General features: G+C 37.7%; 16 protein-coding genes and 1 pseudogene. 6 read left to right on the top strand and 11 right to left on the bottom strand.

Annotated elements, in window-relative coordinates; translation table 11 throughout:
• The first annotated feature begins 60 nt into the window (after positions 1-60).
• The gene (locus tag ACWIT3_RS04850; RefSeq protein WP_457161671.1) at positions 61-5,787 is read left to right on the top strand and encodes an alpha-2-macroglobulin; all 5,727 of its coding nucleotides are present in this window, start codon (positions 61-63) and stop codon (positions 5,785-5,787) included.
• 102 nt (positions 5,788-5,889) lie between these two features.
• On the opposite strand, the gene cysB is transcribed toward ACWIT3_RS04850, so the two are convergent.
• From cysB to ACWIT3_RS04825, 5 genes and pseudogenes are all read right to left on the bottom strand, one after another.
• Positions 5,890-6,861 (bottom strand): HTH-type transcriptional regulator CysB, encoded by a 972-nt coding sequence (gene cysB, locus ACWIT3_RS04845; RefSeq protein ID WP_457161670.1) that lies wholly within the window; start codon positions 6,859-6,861, stop codon positions 5,890-5,892.
• A gap of 35 nt (positions 6,862-6,896) precedes the next feature.
• Positions 6,897-7,757: pseudogene (rluB, locus tag ACWIT3_RS04840) on the bottom strand (23S rRNA pseudouridine(2605) synthase RluB); the annotation flags it as partial.
• 229 nt (positions 7,758-7,986) lie between these two features.
• Positions 7,987-8,610 (bottom strand): L-threonylcarbamoyladenylate synthase, encoded by a 624-nt coding sequence (locus tag ACWIT3_RS04835; RefSeq protein WP_457161669.1) that lies wholly within the window; start codon positions 8,608-8,610, stop codon positions 7,987-7,989.
• A 118-nt stretch (positions 8,611-8,728) separates the two neighbouring features.
• Positions 8,729-9,853, bottom strand: a complete 1,125-nt coding sequence (gene tyrA, locus ACWIT3_RS04830; protein ID WP_457161668.1) for a bifunctional chorismate mutase/prephenate dehydrogenase — start codon at positions 9,851-9,853, stop codon at positions 8,729-8,731.
• A 3-nt stretch (positions 9,854-9,856) separates the two neighbouring features.
• Entirely contained in the window at positions 9,857-10,918 is a 1,062-nt protein-coding gene (locus ACWIT3_RS04825) for a 3-deoxy-7-phosphoheptulonate synthase (protein WP_457161667.1), read from the bottom strand.
• Between the two features lie 380 nt (positions 10,919-11,298).
• Here ACWIT3_RS04825 and ftnA (ACWIT3_RS04820) point away from each other — a divergent pair, with 380 nt between their 5' ends.
• The 4 genes from ftnA (ACWIT3_RS04820) to uspE all read left to right on the top strand — a co-directional run bounded on the left by ftnA (ACWIT3_RS04820) (position 11,299) and on the right by uspE (position 14,403).
• Positions 11,299-11,784, top strand: coding sequence for a non-heme ferritin (gene ftnA, locus ACWIT3_RS04820; RefSeq protein ID WP_046338528.1), 486 nt, complete (start codon positions 11,299-11,301; stop codon positions 11,782-11,784).
• Between the two features lie 15 nt (positions 11,785-11,799).
• Entirely contained in the window at positions 11,800-12,300 is a 501-nt protein-coding gene (gene ftnA / locus ACWIT3_RS04815; RefSeq protein WP_457161666.1) for a non-heme ferritin, read from the top strand.
• Between the two features lie 289 nt (positions 12,301-12,589).
• Entirely contained in the window at positions 12,590-13,348 is a 759-nt protein-coding gene (locus tag ACWIT3_RS04810; protein ID WP_457161665.1) for an FNR family transcription factor, read from the top strand.
• A gap of 113 nt (positions 13,349-13,461) precedes the next feature.
• Positions 13,462-14,403, top strand: a complete 942-nt coding sequence (uspE, locus tag ACWIT3_RS04805) for a universal stress protein UspE (RefSeq protein WP_457161664.1) — start codon at positions 13,462-13,464, stop codon at positions 14,401-14,403.
• A 78-nt stretch (positions 14,404-14,481) separates the two neighbouring features.
• Here the strand turns inward: uspE and ACWIT3_RS04800 are convergent, their stop codons facing one another.
• Together ACWIT3_RS04800 and sppA are read right to left on the bottom strand one after the other, a co-directional pair.
• Positions 14,482-14,856 (bottom strand): cytochrome b562, encoded by a 375-nt coding sequence (locus ACWIT3_RS04800; protein WP_457161663.1) that lies wholly within the window; start codon positions 14,854-14,856, stop codon positions 14,482-14,484.
• A 78-nt stretch (positions 14,857-14,934) separates the two neighbouring features.
• Positions 14,935-16,815, bottom strand: a complete 1,881-nt coding sequence (gene sppA / locus ACWIT3_RS04795; RefSeq protein ID WP_457161662.1) for a signal peptide peptidase SppA — start codon at positions 16,813-16,815, stop codon at positions 14,935-14,937.
• 125 nt (positions 16,816-16,940) lie between these two features.
• On the opposite strand from sppA, the gene ACWIT3_RS04790 reads away from it, so the two are divergent.
• Positions 16,941-17,495 (top strand): NAD(P)H nitroreductase, encoded by a 555-nt coding sequence (locus ACWIT3_RS04790; RefSeq protein WP_457161661.1) that lies wholly within the window; start codon positions 16,941-16,943, stop codon positions 17,493-17,495.
• A 35-nt stretch (positions 17,496-17,530) separates the two neighbouring features.
• On the opposite strand, the gene ACWIT3_RS04785 is transcribed toward ACWIT3_RS04790, so the two are convergent.
• From ACWIT3_RS04785 to ACWIT3_RS04770, 4 genes are read right to left on the bottom strand one after another with little or no spacing between them, the layout of a single operon-like run.
• A complete protein-coding gene (locus tag ACWIT3_RS04785) occupies positions 17,531-18,334 on the bottom strand; it encodes a LicD family protein (protein ID WP_457161660.1) in 804 nt (267 codons plus the stop codon).
• 1 nt (position 18,335) lies between these two features.
• Positions 18,336-19,031, bottom strand: coding sequence for an NTP transferase domain-containing protein (locus tag ACWIT3_RS04780; RefSeq protein WP_457161659.1), 696 nt, complete (start codon positions 19,029-19,031; stop codon positions 18,336-18,338).
• The gene (locus ACWIT3_RS04775; RefSeq protein WP_457161658.1) at positions 19,028-19,939 is read right to left on the bottom strand and encodes a DMT family transporter; all 912 of its coding nucleotides are present in this window, start codon (positions 19,937-19,939) and stop codon (positions 19,028-19,030) included. Before ACWIT3_RS04775 ends, ACWIT3_RS04780 begins: the two co-directional genes overlap by 4 nt.
• A 9-nt stretch (positions 19,940-19,948) precedes the next feature.
• Entirely contained in the window at positions 19,949-20,830 is an 882-nt protein-coding gene (locus ACWIT3_RS04770; RefSeq protein WP_457161657.1) for a phosphotransferase, read from the bottom strand.
• Between the last annotated feature and the right edge of the window lie 10 nt (positions 20,831-20,840).

Below are 20,840 nucleotides of genomic sequence, written 5' to 3'. Positions count from 1 at the left end.
CTCAAAGAAAGACATTTCAGGTAAAATCAAATCATCTACTTTCTAAGTGAGGATCTCGTTATGCAAAAACGATCTTTTGTCTCTCTCTTCAGCTTACTCACTATGATTTTTATGCTCTCAGGGTGTTGGGAGGAAAAAAAAGAAGATGCCAATGCCATTAGCTTTGAGCTCAATCCGATTGAAATCACTAACTATGCTGAAACGCCTAAAGAGGTTTACCCATTAGTCATTTCTTTTTCTGGTCCAGCTGCGCCTATTAGTGCGGTTAATCAAGAAGTGACTCGAGGTATTACGCTTGAGCCCGCATTAAAAGGGAAATGGTTCTGGCACACTGATACTACCCTTTCCTTTAAACCAGAACAAGATTGGCCCGCTGGACAAACTTATCAAATTAAAATTGATCCCCAAATACTTAATCCACAGCATACTTATGTCAAAGCTTTACAAAATGTCCAAACAATTACGACTCCCGCTTTTCGTGCTGAAATAACTGAACAACAGTTCTATCAGGATCCTAGTCAAGCTCATATTCGCCATGCGATTATTGGAGTATCCTTTACTCACCCTGTTGATCGTCAAAAATTTGAAAACGCGATTCAAGTGAATTTAGTGCGTAAAAATAGCGACGGCACACAACATATTATTTCACCGCTTCATTTCAAAGTCCGCTATACAAATAATGATACGGCCGCGTGGATACAGTCAGACAGTGTTAATCTTGCACAAAGTGATAACCAATATATTGAGACAAAAATTACTAAAAATCTAACCGCACTTTTAGGACAAAATCCTCTAGAAAATGAGCTTGTCGCGGATGTCAAAGTTCCCACAAAATTTAGCCTTGGTTTTTCAACAGGTATTTTAATTGCCCAAAATGAAAAACATGAAGCAGAACAAATCTTACACTTAAACTTTACTCATTTGGTCAAAGGTAGTGAGGTGGAAAAACATGTTTCAGCCTATCTGCTACCTGAATTTGCACCTGACAATTCAACGTATTGGCGCTACAACCAGATTACACAGGAGGTTGTAGATAAAGCACGTCAAGTCACATTAACACGCTTACCTACCGAAACGGCTTATGCCAATGGACAAAGTTTTAAATTAGCGATTCCAGCAAAACGTTGTCTCTACCTCTATGTTGATAACAAAATTTCTGCCCTAGGAGGTTACCAATTTAAAACACCTTTAGGCGATTTAATTTGTGCACCAGAATATCCAAAACATGTTAGTTTTGTAGGTAAGGGGTCGATACTGTCCTCTGTAGGTGATAAAAAAGTTACGATTAGTGCTCGTAACTTTGATGAAATTAAATTAGAAGTCGGTCGTATTCAAGAAGAACAATTACGCCATTTAATTTCACTTAATCAAGGTGATTTTCAACATCCTAATTTAGGCGAATTGAAAATTGATCACATTGCCGATTTCACAACAAAAACCTATAAAATCAACAATAAAAGACCACAAGAAGCCAACTACTTTGGGATTGATTTAACAACAATCATGAAACCACGTAATAAGCCAATGGGTGTCTATTGGCTAAAAGTGAGTGGAGAAAGCAAAACTGCACAAAATAACTTGCGTGATACCTCACAATATGAAGACTGGCGCAACGATGCGAACAACCAATTCAGTGATTACCGTTTAGTTGTTCTAACTGATTTAGGTATTATTGCTAAAAAAGCCATAGATGGTTCACAAATGGTCTTTGTTCAATCGATTAGTACAGGTGAAGCTGTTGAAGGCGCATCAGTGTCTGTCATCAGTCGCAATGGTTCGATTATTAAAACTGATTTTTCTGACGAAAATGGTGTGGTTCATTTTTCCTCACTAGATCATTTTAAACAAGAACTTGCCCCTGTTATGTACATTGTGTCAACAGAAGACCAATTGTCTTTCTTACCTATTGATAAATTTGATCGCAGTCTTGATTATTCACGCTTTGATGTGGGAGGCGTTTATGCAGATCAAGACATGGCAAGCTTAAAAGCCTATTTATTCAATGATCGCGGTATCTATCGTCCAAACGAAACAATCCATACTGGGATGATTACGAAATCACAAGATTGGAAAGTTGTATTGAATAATGTGCCACTTCAATTCATTATCACTTCGCCAAGTGAAAGAACGATGCTCAAACAAACCATTCGATTAGATAAGAGCGGTTTCAATTCTGTGAGTTTTACCTTACCTGAAAATGCGGAAACAGGAGAATGGTTTGCACAGTTATTAGTAGGTGAAAAGCACAATCAGAAAGAAGTGGGTTCTATGACGTTCCAAGTTCAAGAATTTCAACCTGATAGCTTAAAAATCCATACTACTTTTAATCAACCCGTCGTCGAAGGATGGATTGCGCCACAAGATTTAGTTGCTACAGTACAGCTATCAAACCTGTTTGGTACCCCTGCTCAACATCGTCGAGTTAACGCTGAACTCGCGTTATATCCTGTGCTCCCCGCATTTAGTCAATATGAACATTATCAATTTTTTGATAATCAACGGAATAAATCTGCTATCTTGTATGAAACAACGCTAAATGAGCAAATGACAGACAAAGAAGGAAAAGCCATTTTCCCGATTGATCTCAGCCAATATGCTGAAAATACAGCACAAATGCTGTTCTTTACCGCTGATGGATTTGAGAATGACAGTGGTCGCGCTGTATCGACAGTCAAATCAGTCATGGTGTCGGCTCAGCCATGGCTCGTAGGTTATCGAAGCGAGGTTGATTTAGCTTATTTGAAACCTCACATTCCATCCAATATTCACTTAATTGCTGTCAATCCAGCGTTACAACAAGTAGCAGTAGACAACTTGAAGGTCACATTGTTTGAACGAAAATATGTTTCGGTATTAACTCAACAGCCTTCTGGTGCTTATAAATATGAATCCAAACTAGTTGAAAATGAAGTTGAACAACGCACGATTACACTTGCACAAACAGGCTTGAATTTTGACCTCAATACAGAAAAAAGTGGTGACTTCGTCTTAGTATTAAGCAATGAATACGATCAAGAAGTAAACCGCATTCACTATACGGTGATCGGGAATAAAAATCTTACCGTTGCGATGGATAAAAATACCGAGTTGAAATTACGTTTAAACAAAAAACAATTCCAACCTCATGAAGAAATTGAGATCGCGATTCAAGCCCCATATGCAGGCAGTGGCTTAATTACGATTGAACGTGATCGCGTCTATGCACATAAATGGTTCAAAACAACAACAAACAGTTCAGTGCAACGTATTACTCTGCCAGCTAACTTTGAAGGAAATGGCTATATTAACGTGCAATTCTCTCGTGATATCCACTCAAATGATATTTTCACGAGTCCGTTAAGTTATGGCATTGCACCATTTACAGTGAATGTTGATAATCGTCGTTTAGACTTAAGCTTATCTGCACCGAAACGCGTGAAATCAGGTGAAGTGATTGAATTTAAACTGCAGAGTAATAAACCAAGTAAAGCGATCATTTTTGCAGTCAATGAAGGGATTTTACAAGTCGCTAATTATAAATTCACTGATCCATTAACATTCTTCTTCCCTAAAAATGCGTTACAAGTACAAACCTCTCAAATTCTTGATTTGATTTTACCTGAATTTAGTAAGGTGATGCAGTTCGCACAAATCGGGGGAGATACCGATATGGAGATGGACATCGCGATGAAAATGGCGATGGCTAATACGAACCCATTCAAACGTAAAACGGATAAACCTGTTGCTTATTGGTCTAACATCATCGAAGTAGAAGGCGAAAAAACGGTCACCTACCAAGTTCCAGAAGCGTTTAATGGTAAATTAAAAGTCATGGCGATTGCAGTCAGTCAAACAGGTAACCAAGTTGGTCATGCTGAAACAGCTACAACTGTACGTAATGATCTGGTTCTGTCCCCCACTGTTCCTCTTACTTTAACCCCAGGGGATCAAGCTGATGTGAGCGTTGCTATTGCCAATAATACGGATAAAGAGCAAAAAGTGAGCTTAAATGTCAGTGTGGATCCTCAACTTAGCTTAGTGGGTGAAACTGAAAAAACGATTGACATTGCACCGATGTCAGAAGGCATACTCCATTTTTCGATTCATGCTACGAAACAATTAGGCGCGAGTACAATGCGTTTCACAGCGTCTTATCAAAATGATCAACAACAAATGGTCCAGGCAGTTCGCCATGTCAACCTTTCCATACGCCCAATTATGCCAAAACAATTTGTGACACAGTTGGGTAAGGTTGATGCGGGTAAACATGCTGAGCATCAATTACCGATGACGTTGTTCCCACAATATCGTCAGCAATCCGCCTTATTTTCCCCTGTGCCACTGGTTTTAGCACAAGGCATATCTGCGTATCTGACTCAATATGATAATTACTGTACGGAGCAAATGATCAGTGCAGCAATACCAACACTCTTATTTGCTCACAACTCAGCTTATCAGCCACTATTAAAAGCGCTATCAAATAGCACTGATAACAGCTTAACGCAAAGCTCATCACAGACTCTTCACCAAGCGTTAGAAAAAGTCTTCACTTTACTGCCAAATCGCCAAACGGAAGAGGGTTACTATGGTGTTTGGAATAATATTGAACAAGGTGATCTGTTCTTGACCGCTTACGTTGCTCATTTTTTAACTGAAGCACAACAGCGAAACATTGCTTTACCGCAAGCTTGGTTTGGTCAAAATGGATTGTTTAATAATACAATCAGTGCCTTAGAAGAACAAAGCATGCCACAAGAAGGTGATGGTATCACTGAATTGCGTCAACGCGCTTATTCTGCCTATTTATTAACACGATTAGGTCAAGTGCCATCTAATGCTTTGATGTCTATTCGTACTCAATTAGAGCAAAATTTTAGTGCACAAGATTGGCAACATGATACGCTTTCTGCTTGGTTAGCCGCGGCCTACCATATGCTCAAACAAGAAAATGAAGCCAATCAGCTCATTGCGCCGATTGTTAAGCAACTCAATACCCCTCGTACAGAACAATGGTTGTACCGAGATTATAGTGACCCGTTGATCCAAGACAGCACGATGCTGTATGTCATTGCGCGTTATTTCCCAACACATCTCTCTCAAGTCGGCGATCATGTGTTGGCACGTATCACTCAAGACCTTAATCAACAACGCTATAATACGCTATCCTCTGCGATGGTACTGCTTGCACTTGATGCGTATGCTCAACAACATCAAGCAACGTTATCCAGCCTACAAATTCAACAAAATGGACAAGATGTCAGTCAAAATAATGATCTATTCCGTTTTGTTGATTTAAATAATGCACCAGCGAATGTGACTTTTGTAAATAACAGTAGCCAATCTGCTTGGTATGCATTAAATCAAGAAGGCTATCCAGAAAAAGTAGATGATAAAGCCTATGCAAATGGCTTAGAAATCCACCGCACTTATACGGATAAAGAGGGCAATAAACTGAATTCCGTAAAACTCGGAGAAACGGTTTATGTTACGATTAACCTGCGATCAACGGCTGACTATTTAAGTGATGTCATTATTACGGATCTCTACCCTGCAGGCTTCGAAGTCATTTGGCAAGCAGAAGTAGAAAATGAAGCGGATGACAGTTGGTCTCCACAGCATACAGAGATACGCGAAGATCGTATCCTAAATTATGGTGGAGTAGAAGGAACATTGCAGACGTTAAAATACCAACTTAAAGCAGTTAACGTAGGAACATTCCATATTCCACCGGTTTATGCTGAAAGTATGTACGACCGTAGCATTAAAGCTTACTCAGCAAGTGAAGGTCGCATAGCTGTTACACAATAACTCTCCTAAGACAAAACGCCCACCGTTTTACAACGATGGGCGTTTCTTTATTAAGCTATACACTGTTTGCTGGCAACTGCATACCCGCTTTTATTTGACATCTTATCGAACAGCTAACTCGACCCCTTCAAACAATTTTTTAATCGCATTATTATCACGTAGACGCTCCGCTTTTTCGACGAGATCACGTGTTAAATGCGGAGAAAAATACTGCATAAAGTCATACATATAAGTACGCAAGAACGTACTATGTTTGAAAGCAATTTGTACAGTACTCGGTGCAAATAAATGATCACCATTCAATGCCAGCAAATCATTGTCTGCTTCAGTATGTGCCATGGATGCCATGATCCCGACACCTAAACCTAAACGTACATAAGTTTTAATCACATCAGCATCTGTCGCGGTAAACACAATATTGGGTAAAATACCCGCACTATTAAATGCGTAGTCTAAATCAGATACACCAGTAAAACCGAATGTATAAGTCACTAATGGATATTTACCAAGCTCTTCGATTGTCAGCTGTTTACATTGTGCTAAAGGATGGTCACGCTTCACAACAATAGAGCGATTCCACATATAACAAGGTAATAACACGACATCATCAAATAAATATTGAGCTTCAGTCGTGATCGCGATGTCCACTTCACCAGATAATAACGCATTATAAATTTGCGTAGGTGATCCTTGATGGATATGTAAACTCACATCAGGATATTTTTTGCAAAAGCGTTCGATTACTGAAGGTAATGCATAGCGTGCTTGTGTATTAGTGGTCGCAATACGCAACACCCCATGATTAGGCTGAGTAAACTCATTGGCAACCGCTTTAATACTTTGCGTTTTAACCAATAACTCACGTGCAATCGCAACAATTTTCTGCCCAGCAGGTGTCAAGGATTTAATATGCTTCCCATTACGCTCAAAGATTTCTAAACCCAATTCATCTTCTAATAAACGTACTTGTTTACTAATACCAGGTTGAGAAGTAAAAAGCGCATTCGCTGCTTCTGTCACATTCAAATTCTGATTAACAATTTCAACAATATAACGTAATTGTTGTATTTTCATACACTAATCCTCGCCGCATTTGCACAGAAGAAAAACTATTTTTTATAACGCTTACTTAACTCAGAATAACGCTTCACCGCTTTGCGAATTTTACCTGTTTTCGCACGGCGACGAGGCTGTGTCACGTCAAGTTTCGTTTCCACCTCTGGTGGCAGCCCAACCAGCTCCCTTAGATAATTCACATTGGTTAAATCCATTTCTTCCCATCCTCCTCGAGGTAATGATTTCATCAATGAAATATTGCCATAACGAGTACGGATCAAGCGGCTGACTTGTACACCCTGTGACTCCCATAAACGACGCACCTCTCGATTACGCCCTTCCATCAAAGTCACATCAAACCATTGGTTCATCCCAACTCCCCCCGCGAATTTAATTTCTTTAAAATTTGCAGGACCGTCTTCTAATTGCACCCCTTTTTTCAAGCGATGTAACATGGCGTCGTCAACCTGTCCAAAAACCCGCACAGAATACTCACGTTCCACTTCTCGACTTGGATGCATTAAGCGATTAGCCAATTCACCATCTGTTGTAAACAAAAGTAATCCTGATGTATTAATGTCCAAACGTCCAACGGCAATCCAACGTGCCCCTGTTAAACGTGGTAGGCGATCAAAAACGGTTGCGCGTCCTTCTGGATCATGACGAGTACATAACTCCCCTTCGGGTTTGTAATACATCAACACTCGGCATACTTCTTTTTGTGCGGGTTTCAAATTAATAATATGCCCATCAATACGGATCTTCAGCCCCGCATGTACATTCACTCGGTCGCCAAGCGTCGCGATTTTACCATCAACACTCACACGATTTTCAGCAATCATTGCTTCAATTTCACGACGTGAACCTTGTCCAGCTCGCGCCAACACTTTTTGTAGTTTCTCCCCCTCTACATTTACCTTTTGCGCAGATGAACTTAGTGTAGCCACTTTTTCAATATTAAGTGGTTTAACCTGCTTTTCCGTGCTTTTACTATTGAAATGAGAAACCGTTTTGGGATTCGCCTTATGTTTTGCGATTGGCTTTTCAACGTGCGGCTGATTTTGACGAGAATTTGTCTTCGTAAACTTCATATTTCCTCTAACTTGTCGCTTTCACAAGCGTCTATTTTTAAAACAATATACCCTAGACAAAAGGTGTTATATCACCACTGCCCTCGCGTAAAATGACTGGCGTTGCTTCAGTTAAATCAACGACAGTTGTGGGATCTTGCCCAAGATAACCACCATGAATAATTAAATCTACATGACGTTCTAAACGTTCACGGATTTCTTCTGGATCAGACTGAGTGACATGCTCTTCACCAGGTAACATGAGTGAACAAGACAAAATTGGTTCACCTAATGCTTTTAATAAATCGAGTGCAATCTGATTATCAGGCACACGAATACCAATTGTCTTCCGCTTTGACGTCATTAAACGTCGTGGTAATTCTTTAGTTGCTGTTAAAATAAAAGTATAACGCCCAGGCGTATTATTTTTTATTAAACGATAAGCACTATTCGTCACTAACGAATACGTGGATAATTCAGAAAGATCACTACACACTAACGTAAAATTGTGCCCTTCTGGTAACTGACGAATTTGTACAATGCGGTCCATAGCGTGCTTGTCCCCGATCATACAACCTAACGCGTATCCTGAATCTGTCGGATAAACAATCACACCACCATCACGTAAAATATCAACTGCTTGGTTAATTAACCGCACTTGTGGATTTTCTGGGTGAATATAAAAAAATTGGCTCATCGTTCTATGTCCTTGGCAATAATATTATTTATTATACACTTTGTTAGGTTAATCCTATAACGATTTGATGCAAAAAATAAAAAAGACGGTTTAATACACTAAACCGTCTTTTCTGATCTTACCTTTGCCTATAGTCATTTGCCTGTTGTAAAAGTTGCCGACTTTCTTTAAGAAATTGCTCCGAATACTCACCAAACCATTGTTTAACTTGATTAAAGCTGTCAATAAACCCTTGTTTATTATCTTGTTTAAAAAAAGCTAAACTTTCTTCATAACTCTGTTTAAGACTTTCAATCACGGCTAGATTTTCAGGTTTATCCATAATGATATCTGCATAAAGCTCTGCATCTTGAGCAAATAAACGCCCAATCATCGCTAATTCTAAGCGATAAATAGGAGAAGAGAGAGCCAATAAACTGGCTAACGCTACAGGCTGCTTTGACAAATGCAATCCATTGGCAAATGTCGAAAAATGACGTAAAGCTTGTACATAAGTCATACTGTGATCATGTTCATCCGCATCTACCGCATAGCACGTGGCTCCCCACATTTGCATTTGTTCAATCAACCATTGATAACGTTCTGCAAAACGACCATCACAGCGAACAATAACTTGTTTAGCCATACTTGCAATATCAGGGCCAAACATAGGATGTAGTCCTACAACTGCCCCATTGTGCACATTTAGCATTGCCGTTAAAGGCGCACGTTTTACTGAAGTCAAATCCGCTAACAACATATTTTCCGTTAAAAAAGGTTGTAAACGTGTGATCGTTTCAACGGTTTTCGCAATCGGCACAGAGACAATGACCACATCAGTTTCTTTCAAAATATTTGCCGCACATTGCCAATCTTCTTGTTCTAATACCTCAACTTGATAGCCTGATAACATAAAATAACGGGCGAACAAACTCCCTAATTTTCCTCGTCCTCCCACAATAACAATTTTTCTTACCGCAGGGTTAACAGTTTTAAAACCGAACTGATTTTCTCGTGTATAAGACTCTCGCATAACACGCCGCAATACATCTTCGATTAAATCAGCAGATATGCCTAAGGCTTCTGCTTCCTCACGTCTGTCTTTTAGCATCTCGGCTTCACGTTCAGGCACATAAATAGGCAAGCCATGCTGATGTTTAACTTCCCCCACTTGTTTAACTAAATCAAGCCGAGTTGCTAATAATTGCAATAATTCACGATCCACTTGATCGATTTTAGCCCTTAATTCTTTCAGTGCATCCACGTGTTATCCCTTTTTCTTATCTCGTAATGCTGATGCCATATGACGTAACAACATATCGGTTGTTTCCCAATCGATGCAAGCGTCAGTAATCGATACACCATATCGCATTTCACTCACAGGTTGTTCCGCACTTTGATTACCTGCATGTAAATTGCTTTCTAACATGAGACCAATGATTGACGTATTACCATCAACAATCTGTTGAACCGCATTTTTTGCCACTTTAGGCTGAAGACGATAATCTTTATTCGAGTTACCATGACTACAATCAATCATAATACTTTTTTCCAATCTAGCTTTGTCTAACTCTTGTTCACATTGTGCGATATATTCTGCTTCATAATTCGGTGTTTTCCCACCACGTAAAATGACATGCCCATCTGGATTACCCGCAGTATGTAATAAGTTGACTTGCCCCTGTTGATTGATACCAATAAAACTATGTCCCATTGATGCCGCTTTCATTGCATTAATCGCTGTCGACAAGCTGCCATCTGTTCCATTTTTAAACCCGACTGCCATCGACAAACCAGATGACATTTCTCGGTGTGTTTGTGATTCTGTTGTTCTTGCCCCAATCGCTGACCAACTAAATAAATCCGCCATATATTGCGGGGTAATCGGATCCAACGCTTCTGTCGCGAGTGGCAAGCCCATTTCGGCTAATTGTAACAATAACGCTCTTGCAATATGTAAACCGTTTTCTACATCAAATGAACCATCTATTTTAGGATCATTAATCAAGCCCTTCCAACCCACTGTCGTTCTTGGTTTTTCAAAATAAACACGCATCACAAGATACAATTGATCTTGTAATTCATCGGCAAGTGCTTTTAAGCGAGTGGCATACTCTAAAGCGGCGACAGGATCATGAATCGAGCAAGGTCCAATAACAACTAATAAACGAGGATCGCGTTTATGAATAATATTGGCAATATCACGACGTGACTGCTCTATTTGTACACGAAGTGGAGATAAAAGTGGGAGTTTTTCTTTGAGTTCTCGTGGGGTAATAAGTACTTTTTCACTTACAATATTCACGTTATGAATACTATCTTTATTCATTTTTCTATCCTTAAATTCATTATATCAAAACCAAAGTGTAAATTTATTTTTACGAAAAGTGTAATAAATACATTACATCAAAATCAAAGATGATTCAATCATTAAATGAATTTTAATCGAAATGTATATAACGACACCAAATTGTTTTAAAGTTGTTAATCATCGTTTACGATAACGATTGATAATTCATTTCAATTACATTTTCCAAATGAGAATAGTTTTTGTTGGATTTTCTTTATAAATTAATTAGTTACATTTAAAATTAAATAAAAATCGCTTGCTAATTCTCAATAACAGCTATACAATGCCCAACATTATATAGATTAAATAACAATCTATTATTCATTATTTTTTAACATATCAGCGGAAAGAGGTGAGTTATGCTAAGCAAAGCAATTGCTGAAAAGCTAAACGAACAAATCAATTTAGAATTTTATTCTTCAAATGTTTACTTACAGATGAGCGCGTGGTGTGCCCATCACGGCTATGAAGGTGCGGCGGCATTTCTTTTACGTCACGCTGATGAAGAAATGCAACATATGCAAAAATTATTTAATTATGTGAGCGAAACCAGCGGTATGCCATTATTAGGTAAAATTGATGCACCCAAAAACGACTACAAAACATTAAAAGAAATTTTTGAAACAACCCTAGAGCACGAGAAATTAGTGACATCAAAAATTAATGAATTAGTTGAAGTCACGTTTGCTCATAAAGATTATTCTACATTCAATTTCCTACAATGGTATGTTGCAGAACAACACGAAGAAGAAATGTTATTCAATAGCATTATCGATAAATTTAATTTGTTAGGCGAAGATGGTCGTTCTCTTTATTTCATCGACCGTGATTTAGCGACATTATAAGGTAGGAGAAAAAATATGTTATCGCAAAATGTCATTAATTTATTAAATGAACAAATGAACTTAGAGTTCTATTCTTCTAATTTATATCTACAAATGAGTGCGTGGTGTGAACAAAATGGATTCAATGGAACTGCCAAATTTCTTGCAGCCCATGCGACTGAAGAAATGCAACATATGCGTAAATTATTCACTTACTTAAATGAAACAGGCGCATTGGCTGTTATTGGTGAAATTGCCGCGCCAGCGCATCAATATTCATCACTTAAAGATGTACTTGAAATTACCTATAAGCATGAAAAATTAATCACACAAAAGATTAATGAATTAGTTGGCAAAACTTTTGAAGAAAAAGATTACTCCGCTTTCAATTTCTTACAATGGTATGTTGCAGAACAGCATGAAGAAGAAAAACTTTTTAGTGGTATTTTAGACAAGTTACACTTACTCGGTGAAGATGGTAAAGGGTTATTCTTGATCGATAAAGATCTTGGTAACATCGCGATGGCAACAAAATAACCCCCTATTTTTCATCCTCAAAGGCACGTTATCACGTGCCTTTTTGTTATCAAAAAATCCTGATTGCCCTTCTGAGAATTACACGTGTGTATAAGTGCGGTAAAAAAACAAAACTAGCAAAATACACAACATAATCACAATTTGAATTAAGCGTTTTTTGGTTAATTTTTCTGCTGCCATTTTTCTCTCTCTTGCTGATATTTAGTACTTCTTAATTTTAACATTTGATGATATTATTTGAGATAGATCAAGTTTATATTATTTTATTGTGTTAATTAAGGTTTTATCTATGGACACTAAAATTGGGCGTAAAGTGCAATCCGGCGGATGTGCAATTCATTGTCAAGATTGTAGTATCAGCCAGCTCTGTATTCCTTTTACGTTAAACGAACAAGAGCTCGATCAGCTTGATAATATCATCGAACGTAAAAAACCAATACAAAAATCACAGGTGTTATTCAAAGCAGGCGATCAACTTTCCTCTCTTTACGCGATTCGTTCTGGCACAATCAAAACTTACACAATTAGTGAAACAGGCGAAGAACAAATTACGTCTTTCCAACTTCCTGGGGATTTAGTCGGGTTTGATGCGATCATGAATATGCAGCATCCTAGCTTCGCACAAGCATTAGAAACCTCAATGGTATGTGAAATCCCATTTGACATTTTAGATGATCTGTCTGGCAAAATGCCGAAGTTACGCCAACAAATCATGCGTTTAATGAGTAATGAAATTAAAAATGATCAAGAAATGATTTTATTGCTCTCCAAAATGAACGCTGAAGAGCGTTTAGCGGCGTTTATTTATAATCTCTCAAGACGCTATTCAGCACGCGGATTCTCAGCTCGTGAGTTTCGTCTCACGATGACACGTGGCGATATTGGTAATTATCTTGGGTTAACCGTTGAAACGATCAGTCGTTTATTGGGTCGTTTACAAAAAATGGGGATCCTTTCTGTACAAGGTAAATATATTACGATTAATGATATGGTAGCGCTGATCGAATTATCAGGTACAACCAAAACCAATATTCGTATGGGCATTTAAAAAACACTAGTGCAATGTCGCATTGCACTAGATGTACTTTTTCAAATCTTGCCTTGTCATTTCTCTAAATCTTTTCTATGCTATATCCAACCCAATCAGTAATGGAGGTTGTGATGAAGTTCAATAATATACTTGTTGTTTTAAATCCTGAAAATGAAAAGCAGTACGCCTTAGCGCGTGCCGTCCGCTTAGCTAAAGAACAAAAAAGCGACCAAAAAGTCCATATCACTGTTTTTCTGTCGGTTTATGAGCTGTCTTATGAAATGTCTGCACTGCTTTCCTCCGAAGAACGAGAAGAAATGCACCAAGGTGTTATTGCACAAAGAACCTTAGCCATTCAACCCTATTTAGAAAAATACGCTGATCCCAATATTGAATTCAATGCAGTTGTTGTATGGCACAGTAATGAAGCAGAAGCGATCGCTCATGAAGTTGAACAAAACCAATATGATTTAGTAGTCAAATATACAAAAGAAGAAGAAGAAAGCATCACGTCATTAATCTTTACGCCAATGGATTGGCAACTTTTACGCAAGTGTCCGAAACCCTTACTTATGGTAAGAGATGGCGACTGGAAACATCAACGCCGAATTTTAATTGCCGTGAATGTGGCTGATGATGAAGAAAAAAACCATAACGTATTCAATGATCAACTAGTCTCTCTGGGTATTGATCTCGCTGACAATCTTGAACGTGGGAATGTCCATCTAGTTACCGCCTATCCTCCTACGCCAATTAACATGGCAATTGATTTACCTGAATTTAATAGCGGTGAATATGAGAAAAATGTTCGCAATCAGTACTTATTAAATATGAAAGCATTGCGTCAGCAATTTGGTATTGATGATGATCATACCCATGTACGAGAAGGGTTTCCAGAAGAAGTCATTCCTCAAGTCGCAAAAGAGTTAGAAGCTGAGCTGGTTGTATTAGGTACGATTGGTCGCACGGGTCTTTCTGCTGCATTTTTAGGCAATACCGCAGAACATGTTATCAATAAGCTGAGTTGTAATTTGCTTGCAATCAAACCAAACAAAATGGACATTACGCCTTAATACGTGGTCAATTTTGCAAAAAATTTAATAAAATAGCCTGTCAAACTTAACAGGCTATTTTTAAATCAAAAGAATACATTATTTGTATTTTTTGTGATATTCATTACGGATATCAAATAATTTTTTCGCTGTTGCTTTTGCTGCGTCTAATTTACCTTCTTGTGCGAGTTTATCTGCTTCATCAATGACGCTAATAAACTCTTTCATCCCCTCTTGATAACCTTTGAAATCCGTATCATTATCAATGCTAGAAGGTTTTTTCTCACTTGATTGAAGCGCTAATTCACGTAATGCTTTTGCTGATTTTTGGAATTCAGCAACATCATTCGCATTCGTCAATGCAGCGGCAACGCCTTTCATTTGGTTCATTTCAGCACGAACGTTTGCTTCCGCAACTGTCGCAACGGCTAATCCCACAATGGCAATAGAAAATAATTGCTTTAATTTATTCATTCTTATTCTCCCACAAAATTATAAAAAAATAACCAAACCATCAAAATATATTCAATGGTCTGGTCATTTTAACGAATCTTATTTTATTACGCTACAAGTTAAACAATATAAATATTGTCCTTTCGGATCATTCATTTTATTTAATAGTCCTAACTGTTGTGTGACATGATGGTATTCAGTCGGTACACCAATAGTTTCAGACAACGTTTGTTTCACAAAGAGTTGCATATTATGTTTGACATCACGTAATACGCTATTCAATAAGCTTTCATCTGTTTCCACCAACCATTCAATTGCAAAATCGGTCACTTGTTCTGACTCTTTTAATGATTGATTGACTAACTCAGCCGCCTTTGCTACAGCAATATCAAATGTTCCTAGCTCATCCACTAACTGATGGTTTAGTGCCTCTTGTCCCAACCAAATTTTACCTTGTGCAACCTTATCTACCTCAGCTTTGCTTAAGCCACGCCCTTCACTGACAAGAGATAAAAATTTATCGTAGCCATGCTCAATTTCCAGTTGGAAAACATCATTCAATTCAGTAGATACCCCACTTAGCCCAGAGATATCGCTCAATGGAGATGTTGATACACCATCGGCAAAAATCCCGACTTTTTGAATTGTTTTCTCGAACGTTGGAAACAAGGCGAAAATGCCAATAGAACCTGTGATCGTATTTTTATCTGCAACAATATAATCTGCTGTACTTGAAATCCAATAGCCTCCCGAAGCTGCCATCGCCCCCATAGAAACTACTACAGGTTTACCAATGTTTTGTAACTGTTTGATTTCTTGACGAATAATCTCAGAAGCAAAGGCACTGCCACCAGGACTGTTTACACGTAATACTACTGCTTTTATCGCATCATCATAATATGCCTGACGCAATAAACGAGCAATAGTATCCCCCCCCACTTCATGTTCATCACTTTCCCCATCAATAATTGCGCCTTCTACATTCACCACCGCAATCTTATGTGTCCCTTCTTTCACTAAACGATCGGGTAAGGCTGACAAATATTGATCGAACTCGACTAATTTTGCATTTCCTTCTTCATCTTCACCAAACCATTCAATGAGTTTATTTTCCATGTCTAAACGGGTTGCCAAACCTGTTACTAGACCACGTTGTTGGCTATAAGCTGTTTGATTACCTTTTAATTCTCGAAGTGACTGAATATAGGTCTTTGCATCAGGTAACACTACATGGCTATCAATCTGACGATTCTGTGCAACGGTTTGTTTATAATTGCTCCACATCTGCCCCAACCATTGTGCTAAATCCGCTTTTGCTTCTGGTGACATATCATCACGTAAAAAAGGCTCAACAGCGGATTTATACGTTCCGACACGGAAAACATGAGCAGTAGTATCAAGTTTATCTAGCATCGACTTAAAATATAAACTTTCTTGACGTAACCCAGTTATATCAACATGACCAATCGGGTTAATATAAATTTCATCCGCATAACTGGCTAATAAATATTGTGACTGGCTCAAGCTATCCGCAAATGCAATAACGGGTTTCTTCGATGTTTTAAATGTATTAATTGCTTGCCCAACATACTCCAGCGCAGGTAAATCCGCACCTTCAAAGAAATTTAGATCTAAAACAAGACCACGAATACGTTCATCGTTTGCAGCCTGTTCAATACTATATACTACATCAAAAGTCGAAATCTGTCTTGGAATATGTTGATTGTTTAATTCTTTTAATGCATTCTGCCAAGACATTGTTTCTTCGCGGTTATCTGCTAAATACCCATCTAAATTCAAGAGCAATGCCCCTTGATCGCCTGTTAAGATTACATCGTGTGTTTTATTAAGATTCGCAAAAATCCCTACTAATGCTGCAAATAACAGCACAAAAACCAAAAATACAATATTCATGACGACATCACGAATAAAATTGAGAACACGCCAACAATATGTCAAAAAATGCATAATTAATTGCATAACACCTCATCATGATTAGAACCGAAAAAGAAGTTGCGCTAAAATACCATAAACTTTACTGACAATAAACGTCCCTTCCCAAATATGCTAAAATCGACCGCACATTGATGATAAGGAGAAACTTCATGGATGCATTACAGTTATTAACCACACGTCGCTCAGAAAAAAAATTAACGTCCCCTGCACCAAATAAAGAACAGCTACAATTGATTTTTCAAGCTGCACTCAATGTTCCCGATCATGGTCGTTTACACCCCTATCGATTTGTCGTTATCGAAGGGGAGGCTTTTGCAAGATTTGAAACATTATTAAAGCAAACAGTACACGAGTTTGCTTTAGGAGAAGAAAAACTGAAAAAAGCAGAAAATCTGGCACAACGTGCTCCGATGGTCATCGCTGTCATTTCAAGTATTAATGACAGCAATGCCAAAATACCAGGGTGGGAACAAATGCTTACAGCAGGTTGTGCAGCTTATGCCATACAACTGGCTACTAATGCGCAAGGCTTTGCTAATGTTTGGATAACAGGAAAATGGGTAAATGGTACCGCACTACGTACGGCATTTCATTGCCAAAACAGTGAAAAAGTGATCGCACTTCTTATGCTGGGCACAGCCGCAGAAAAAACAGAAAGAGAAAAAAAATCCCCCGAAATAGCTTCATTTATCTCTTATTTATAAGACAAAGGACAGAGTAGTCTGTCCTTTTATTTTCCTCATTCTTCCAATATATAAGCTTCAAGCGTATGATGAGGTTTTTGTTGCTCTAGTGGAGGGAGTGTCATGTAGTCCCCATAATACATCGTAAGGTGCTCATGATACCCATTCATAACTGGTAATTGATATCCTTCAAAGTCCAAATAAACGACATCATTAAAATACGATTTTGGCATATAAGATTTTTGCCAACCACCATAGTCTGATAAGACTAAGCCAATATAATCCGTTTTCTCTATTGGATATTTATCTTGAAATGCCTTTAAATTCGCCATCATCTTATTAAATAAATAATGAGATAACTTAGAAAACAGCGTATGAGCCAAGGAGTTATCTTTTGCTCGGTACCATCTTTTACGGCACGAAGAAAAACGCAATTTAACCCGTCGATGCTTTTTCATCACTTGATAAATGATATCTGGTTGGTGAGGAACGCCATCCCAAATAAAAATATCAATAAAAATACCAGATACTCTCCCCTTGGTATCGACAATTTGTGTTTTATTATCAAAAATCTTCGACATTTCTCCAGGAATCGCACCGTGAATATCTTCAGCGAGGGATAACGTATATCTTGTATGCTGCTGTGCAGACCAAACTTGAACGAATCGCGTATATTCATCCCGACACATATACACATCAATATCATCATCCCAAGGGATAAAGCCTTGATGACGGACTGCACCAATAAGTGTTCCACCACCGAGAGAATATTTGATCTGATGTTCTGCACAAATTTGATCAAAATACTTCAGAATATCTAAAGTAATTAATTGATGTTCCCTGAGCGTGATTTGTCTCATATTAATTTCCTGCTAAGCTTTTCAAAATAAATTCGTATTGAATCACATTGTCCATTTCATATCCGTCAGATAATGCGACCTCTTTTGTCATGACATCCAATTCTTTCATTTGCTCCATAGGAATATTATCCCAATACAAGCTCGACTGGCTTAACATGTCGTGATCAAGATAGTGAGGGAGCACTGATTTTATCTTACGACAATCTTCATTTGACCAAAAGGAAACGCCTAATAAACTCGGCAAGTGCTTATTTGTAACTTCTATTTTTTCTACTTTCCCTTCAGCCGTTAAAATTGGCACCCATTCTTTATCTTCACTCTCTGGTCTTTGAACAACAAAATAGAAACTTTTCTCTGGTTTTGTTAAAAAAATATTCTTAAATAACACCACATCAGAATCGATCACAAAACTATCCGAAAAATAATCTTTTGCAGTAAAAAAGGAATAAATACTATTATATTCACGGTATTTAGCGTTATATAAAAGATGGCAGCCATATTGTTCTGCTAAGTAATCAAACTGCTCTGACAAATGTCCTGTTACAATATAAATCTCGTTTATATTCGCTTGTTTTAAATAGTGAATCGTTCGTTCAATATTAGGAATATTATCAATGGGTAAGAGCGCTTTATGAGTTTTTTGTGTAATTTCTTTAAAACGACTGCCTAACCCAGCGGCAAGTATAATTGCATTCATAGCCTTTCCTTATGTTCTTTTAATGTCAATCCAGCCCCTAAAATCACACCTAATACTAATAACATCGAGACAAAATTCACATCAGTATCATTAACAACTAACCCAATCAAAATAATCCAAAATCCGTATGTAATATTCAACATCATTGCACGAATAGGTTTGATCAAATAAATTGCTCTATAGTATAAAAAATAAGACATCATGGATGAAAGGATAATAAAAATAATCAAAGTCAAAAAGTGCGTATTTTTAAATGAAGGTAAAAAATCCAAAAAGGCGACATCGAATGACAAAAGTAATATCAAGTACCCAATACTCGAACCGAGTTGTCTCAAAAAATAAGCAACAGAGGAAGGAATCGACTGCATGACATAAGAAGAAATCACAATTTCACTGCCCCAACTGAGCGCACAGACAACAGCTAACGCGATTCCCAATAGAGAAAATTGAGCATTGTTTGCATCAATACCTAATAAAATAGTACAGCCGATTGCAAGAGACAAACCAATTACACCTGTTTTGGTCATCGAATCTTTTAAGAATAAAACTGCTAAAATAGCACCAAATACAGGATAAACTGATGAAATTGGTGCCGCATAGCCTACACCAATATATTGAATGGCTTGGAGATAACACAGCATACCAATCGGTCCACCAATGATACCCGCCAAAACGCCTAGTATGGTACCTTTATTCTTGAACTTAATGATCGATAAACTTTTTAATTTATAGTGTGAAATGCCACAAAAAATAAAGGCTGTGCTTTCAATGATAAATAATAAGCATAACACGATTGCAAGTGATGTGGTAAAAGGGTAAGTAGTATTTAAAATTTCATACAAAATCCCTGCAATACCCCATAATAACCCCGAAAAAATCCCTGCTAAATAGCCTTTATATTTGTTCATCGTATATCCTTAAGCTTGCTTCCATTCACTCATAAATGAAATCGCTCTTTCGAGGCGCCGCTGACCATAATCATCAAAAAACTCATTATTTTCTTCTTTGACTAGCGTCCAGACAAACCACAACACATCTTGTGTAAATTGATAAAATTTAATTTTTGTTAGCATGACAGCGGAAATCGGTTCATCTTGAAAATAATGCAATAAAAAAGTCTTTTTTTGCTCATCGTTTAGTCTTGCCTCTAAGAAAAAGGCCGCAAGATCAAACATAGGGTCATTCATACCTGAATATTCCCAATCAATAAAATAAACATCTTGCTTTTTTAAAAGAATATTTTCAGGAACTAAATCATTATGACAGGCTACAAGTGTTACGGTGTGCTCTGATAAATAATTCTTCACAAATTGGAAAAAATCCAGTAATTCTGGCATGCGCTGATGATAGTGGTAAAAACGAAGCTTATCTTTTAAAAGCCCCAGATATTTATCAAATTCCAGAAATGGATCAAAACGGTTGGCTAATTTTGCATTACTCTGATGAAGCGCACGCAATTGTTTGGCTACTTGAATTAAATGGGTTGTATCCTTAATCGTGTCGTGATCTAGCGTCATACTATCTGATAAATATTTAGTAATTTTAATACCTGATTCAGCATCTAAAAAACAGGTTTCTACGTTGAATCCAGCCTCTGACATTACAACACTATTGATGGCTTCATGATCTCGAACAATCAAGCTTTCTGTCATTGCTCCAGGAATTCTCACAACATACTGCTCTTGTTGTGTCGTAACAAGATAGTTTTTGTTTGTCATTCCGCCCAAAAACACAGTATCAACAATGTCAGTTGGTGCCAATCCTAGTTTATCCTTAATAATCGCGTTAATTTCTTCCATCGTGTTTTCT

This window comes from Pasteurella sp. P03HT (assembly GCF_054052285.1).
This window is presented reverse-complemented; position numbering and strand designations above follow the sequence as displayed.

Excerpts from the sequence above, each read along its gene's own strand:
- ACWIT3_RS04835 (WP_457161669.1), bottom strand. The coding sequence starts at position 8,610 with ATGAGCCAATTTTTTTATATTCACCCAGAAAATCCACAAGTGCGGTTA.
- ftnA (WP_457161666.1), top strand. The coding sequence starts at position 11,800 with ATGTTATCGCAAAATGTCATTAATTTATTAAATGAACAAATGAACTTA.
- ACWIT3_RS04770 (WP_457161657.1), bottom strand. The coding sequence starts at position 20,830 with ATGGAAGAAATTAACGCGATTATTAAGGATAAACTAGGATTGGCACCA.
- cysB (WP_457161670.1), bottom strand. The coding sequence starts at position 6,861 with ATGAAAATACAACAATTACGTTATATTGTTGAAATTGTTAATCAGAAT.
- ACWIT3_RS04780 (WP_457161659.1), bottom strand. The coding sequence starts at position 19,031 with ATGAATGCAATTATACTTGCCGCTGGGTTAGGCAGTCGTTTTAAAGAA.
- ACWIT3_RS04810 (WP_457161665.1), top strand. The coding sequence starts at position 12,590 with ATGGACACTAAAATTGGGCGTAAAGTGCAATCCGGCGGATGTGCAATT.
- ACWIT3_RS04800 (WP_457161663.1), bottom strand. The coding sequence starts at position 14,856 with ATGAATAAATTAAAGCAATTATTTTCTATTGCCATTGTGGGATTAGCC.
- ACWIT3_RS04850 (WP_457161671.1), top strand. The coding sequence starts at position 61 with ATGCAAAAACGATCTTTTGTCTCTCTCTTCAGCTTACTCACTATGATT.
- sppA (WP_457161662.1), bottom strand. The coding sequence starts at position 16,815 with ATGCAATTAATTATGCATTTTTTGACATATTGTTGGCGTGTTCTCAAT.
- ftnA (WP_046338528.1), top strand. The coding sequence starts at position 11,299 with ATGCTAAGCAAAGCAATTGCTGAAAAGCTAAACGAACAAATCAATTTA.
- ACWIT3_RS04825 (WP_457161667.1), bottom strand. The coding sequence starts at position 10,918 with ATGAATAAAGATAGTATTCATAACGTGAATATTGTAAGTGAAAAAGTA.
- ACWIT3_RS04790 (WP_457161661.1), top strand. The coding sequence starts at position 16,941 with ATGGATGCATTACAGTTATTAACCACACGTCGCTCAGAAAAAAAATTA.
- uspE (WP_457161664.1), top strand. The coding sequence starts at position 13,462 with ATGAAGTTCAATAATATACTTGTTGTTTTAAATCCTGAAAATGAAAAG.
- ACWIT3_RS04775 (WP_457161658.1), bottom strand. The coding sequence starts at position 19,939 with ATGAACAAATATAAAGGCTATTTAGCAGGGATTTTTTCGGGGTTATTA.
- ACWIT3_RS04785 (WP_457161660.1), bottom strand. The coding sequence starts at position 18,334 with ATGAGACAAATCACGCTCAGGGAACATCAATTAATTACTTTAGATATT.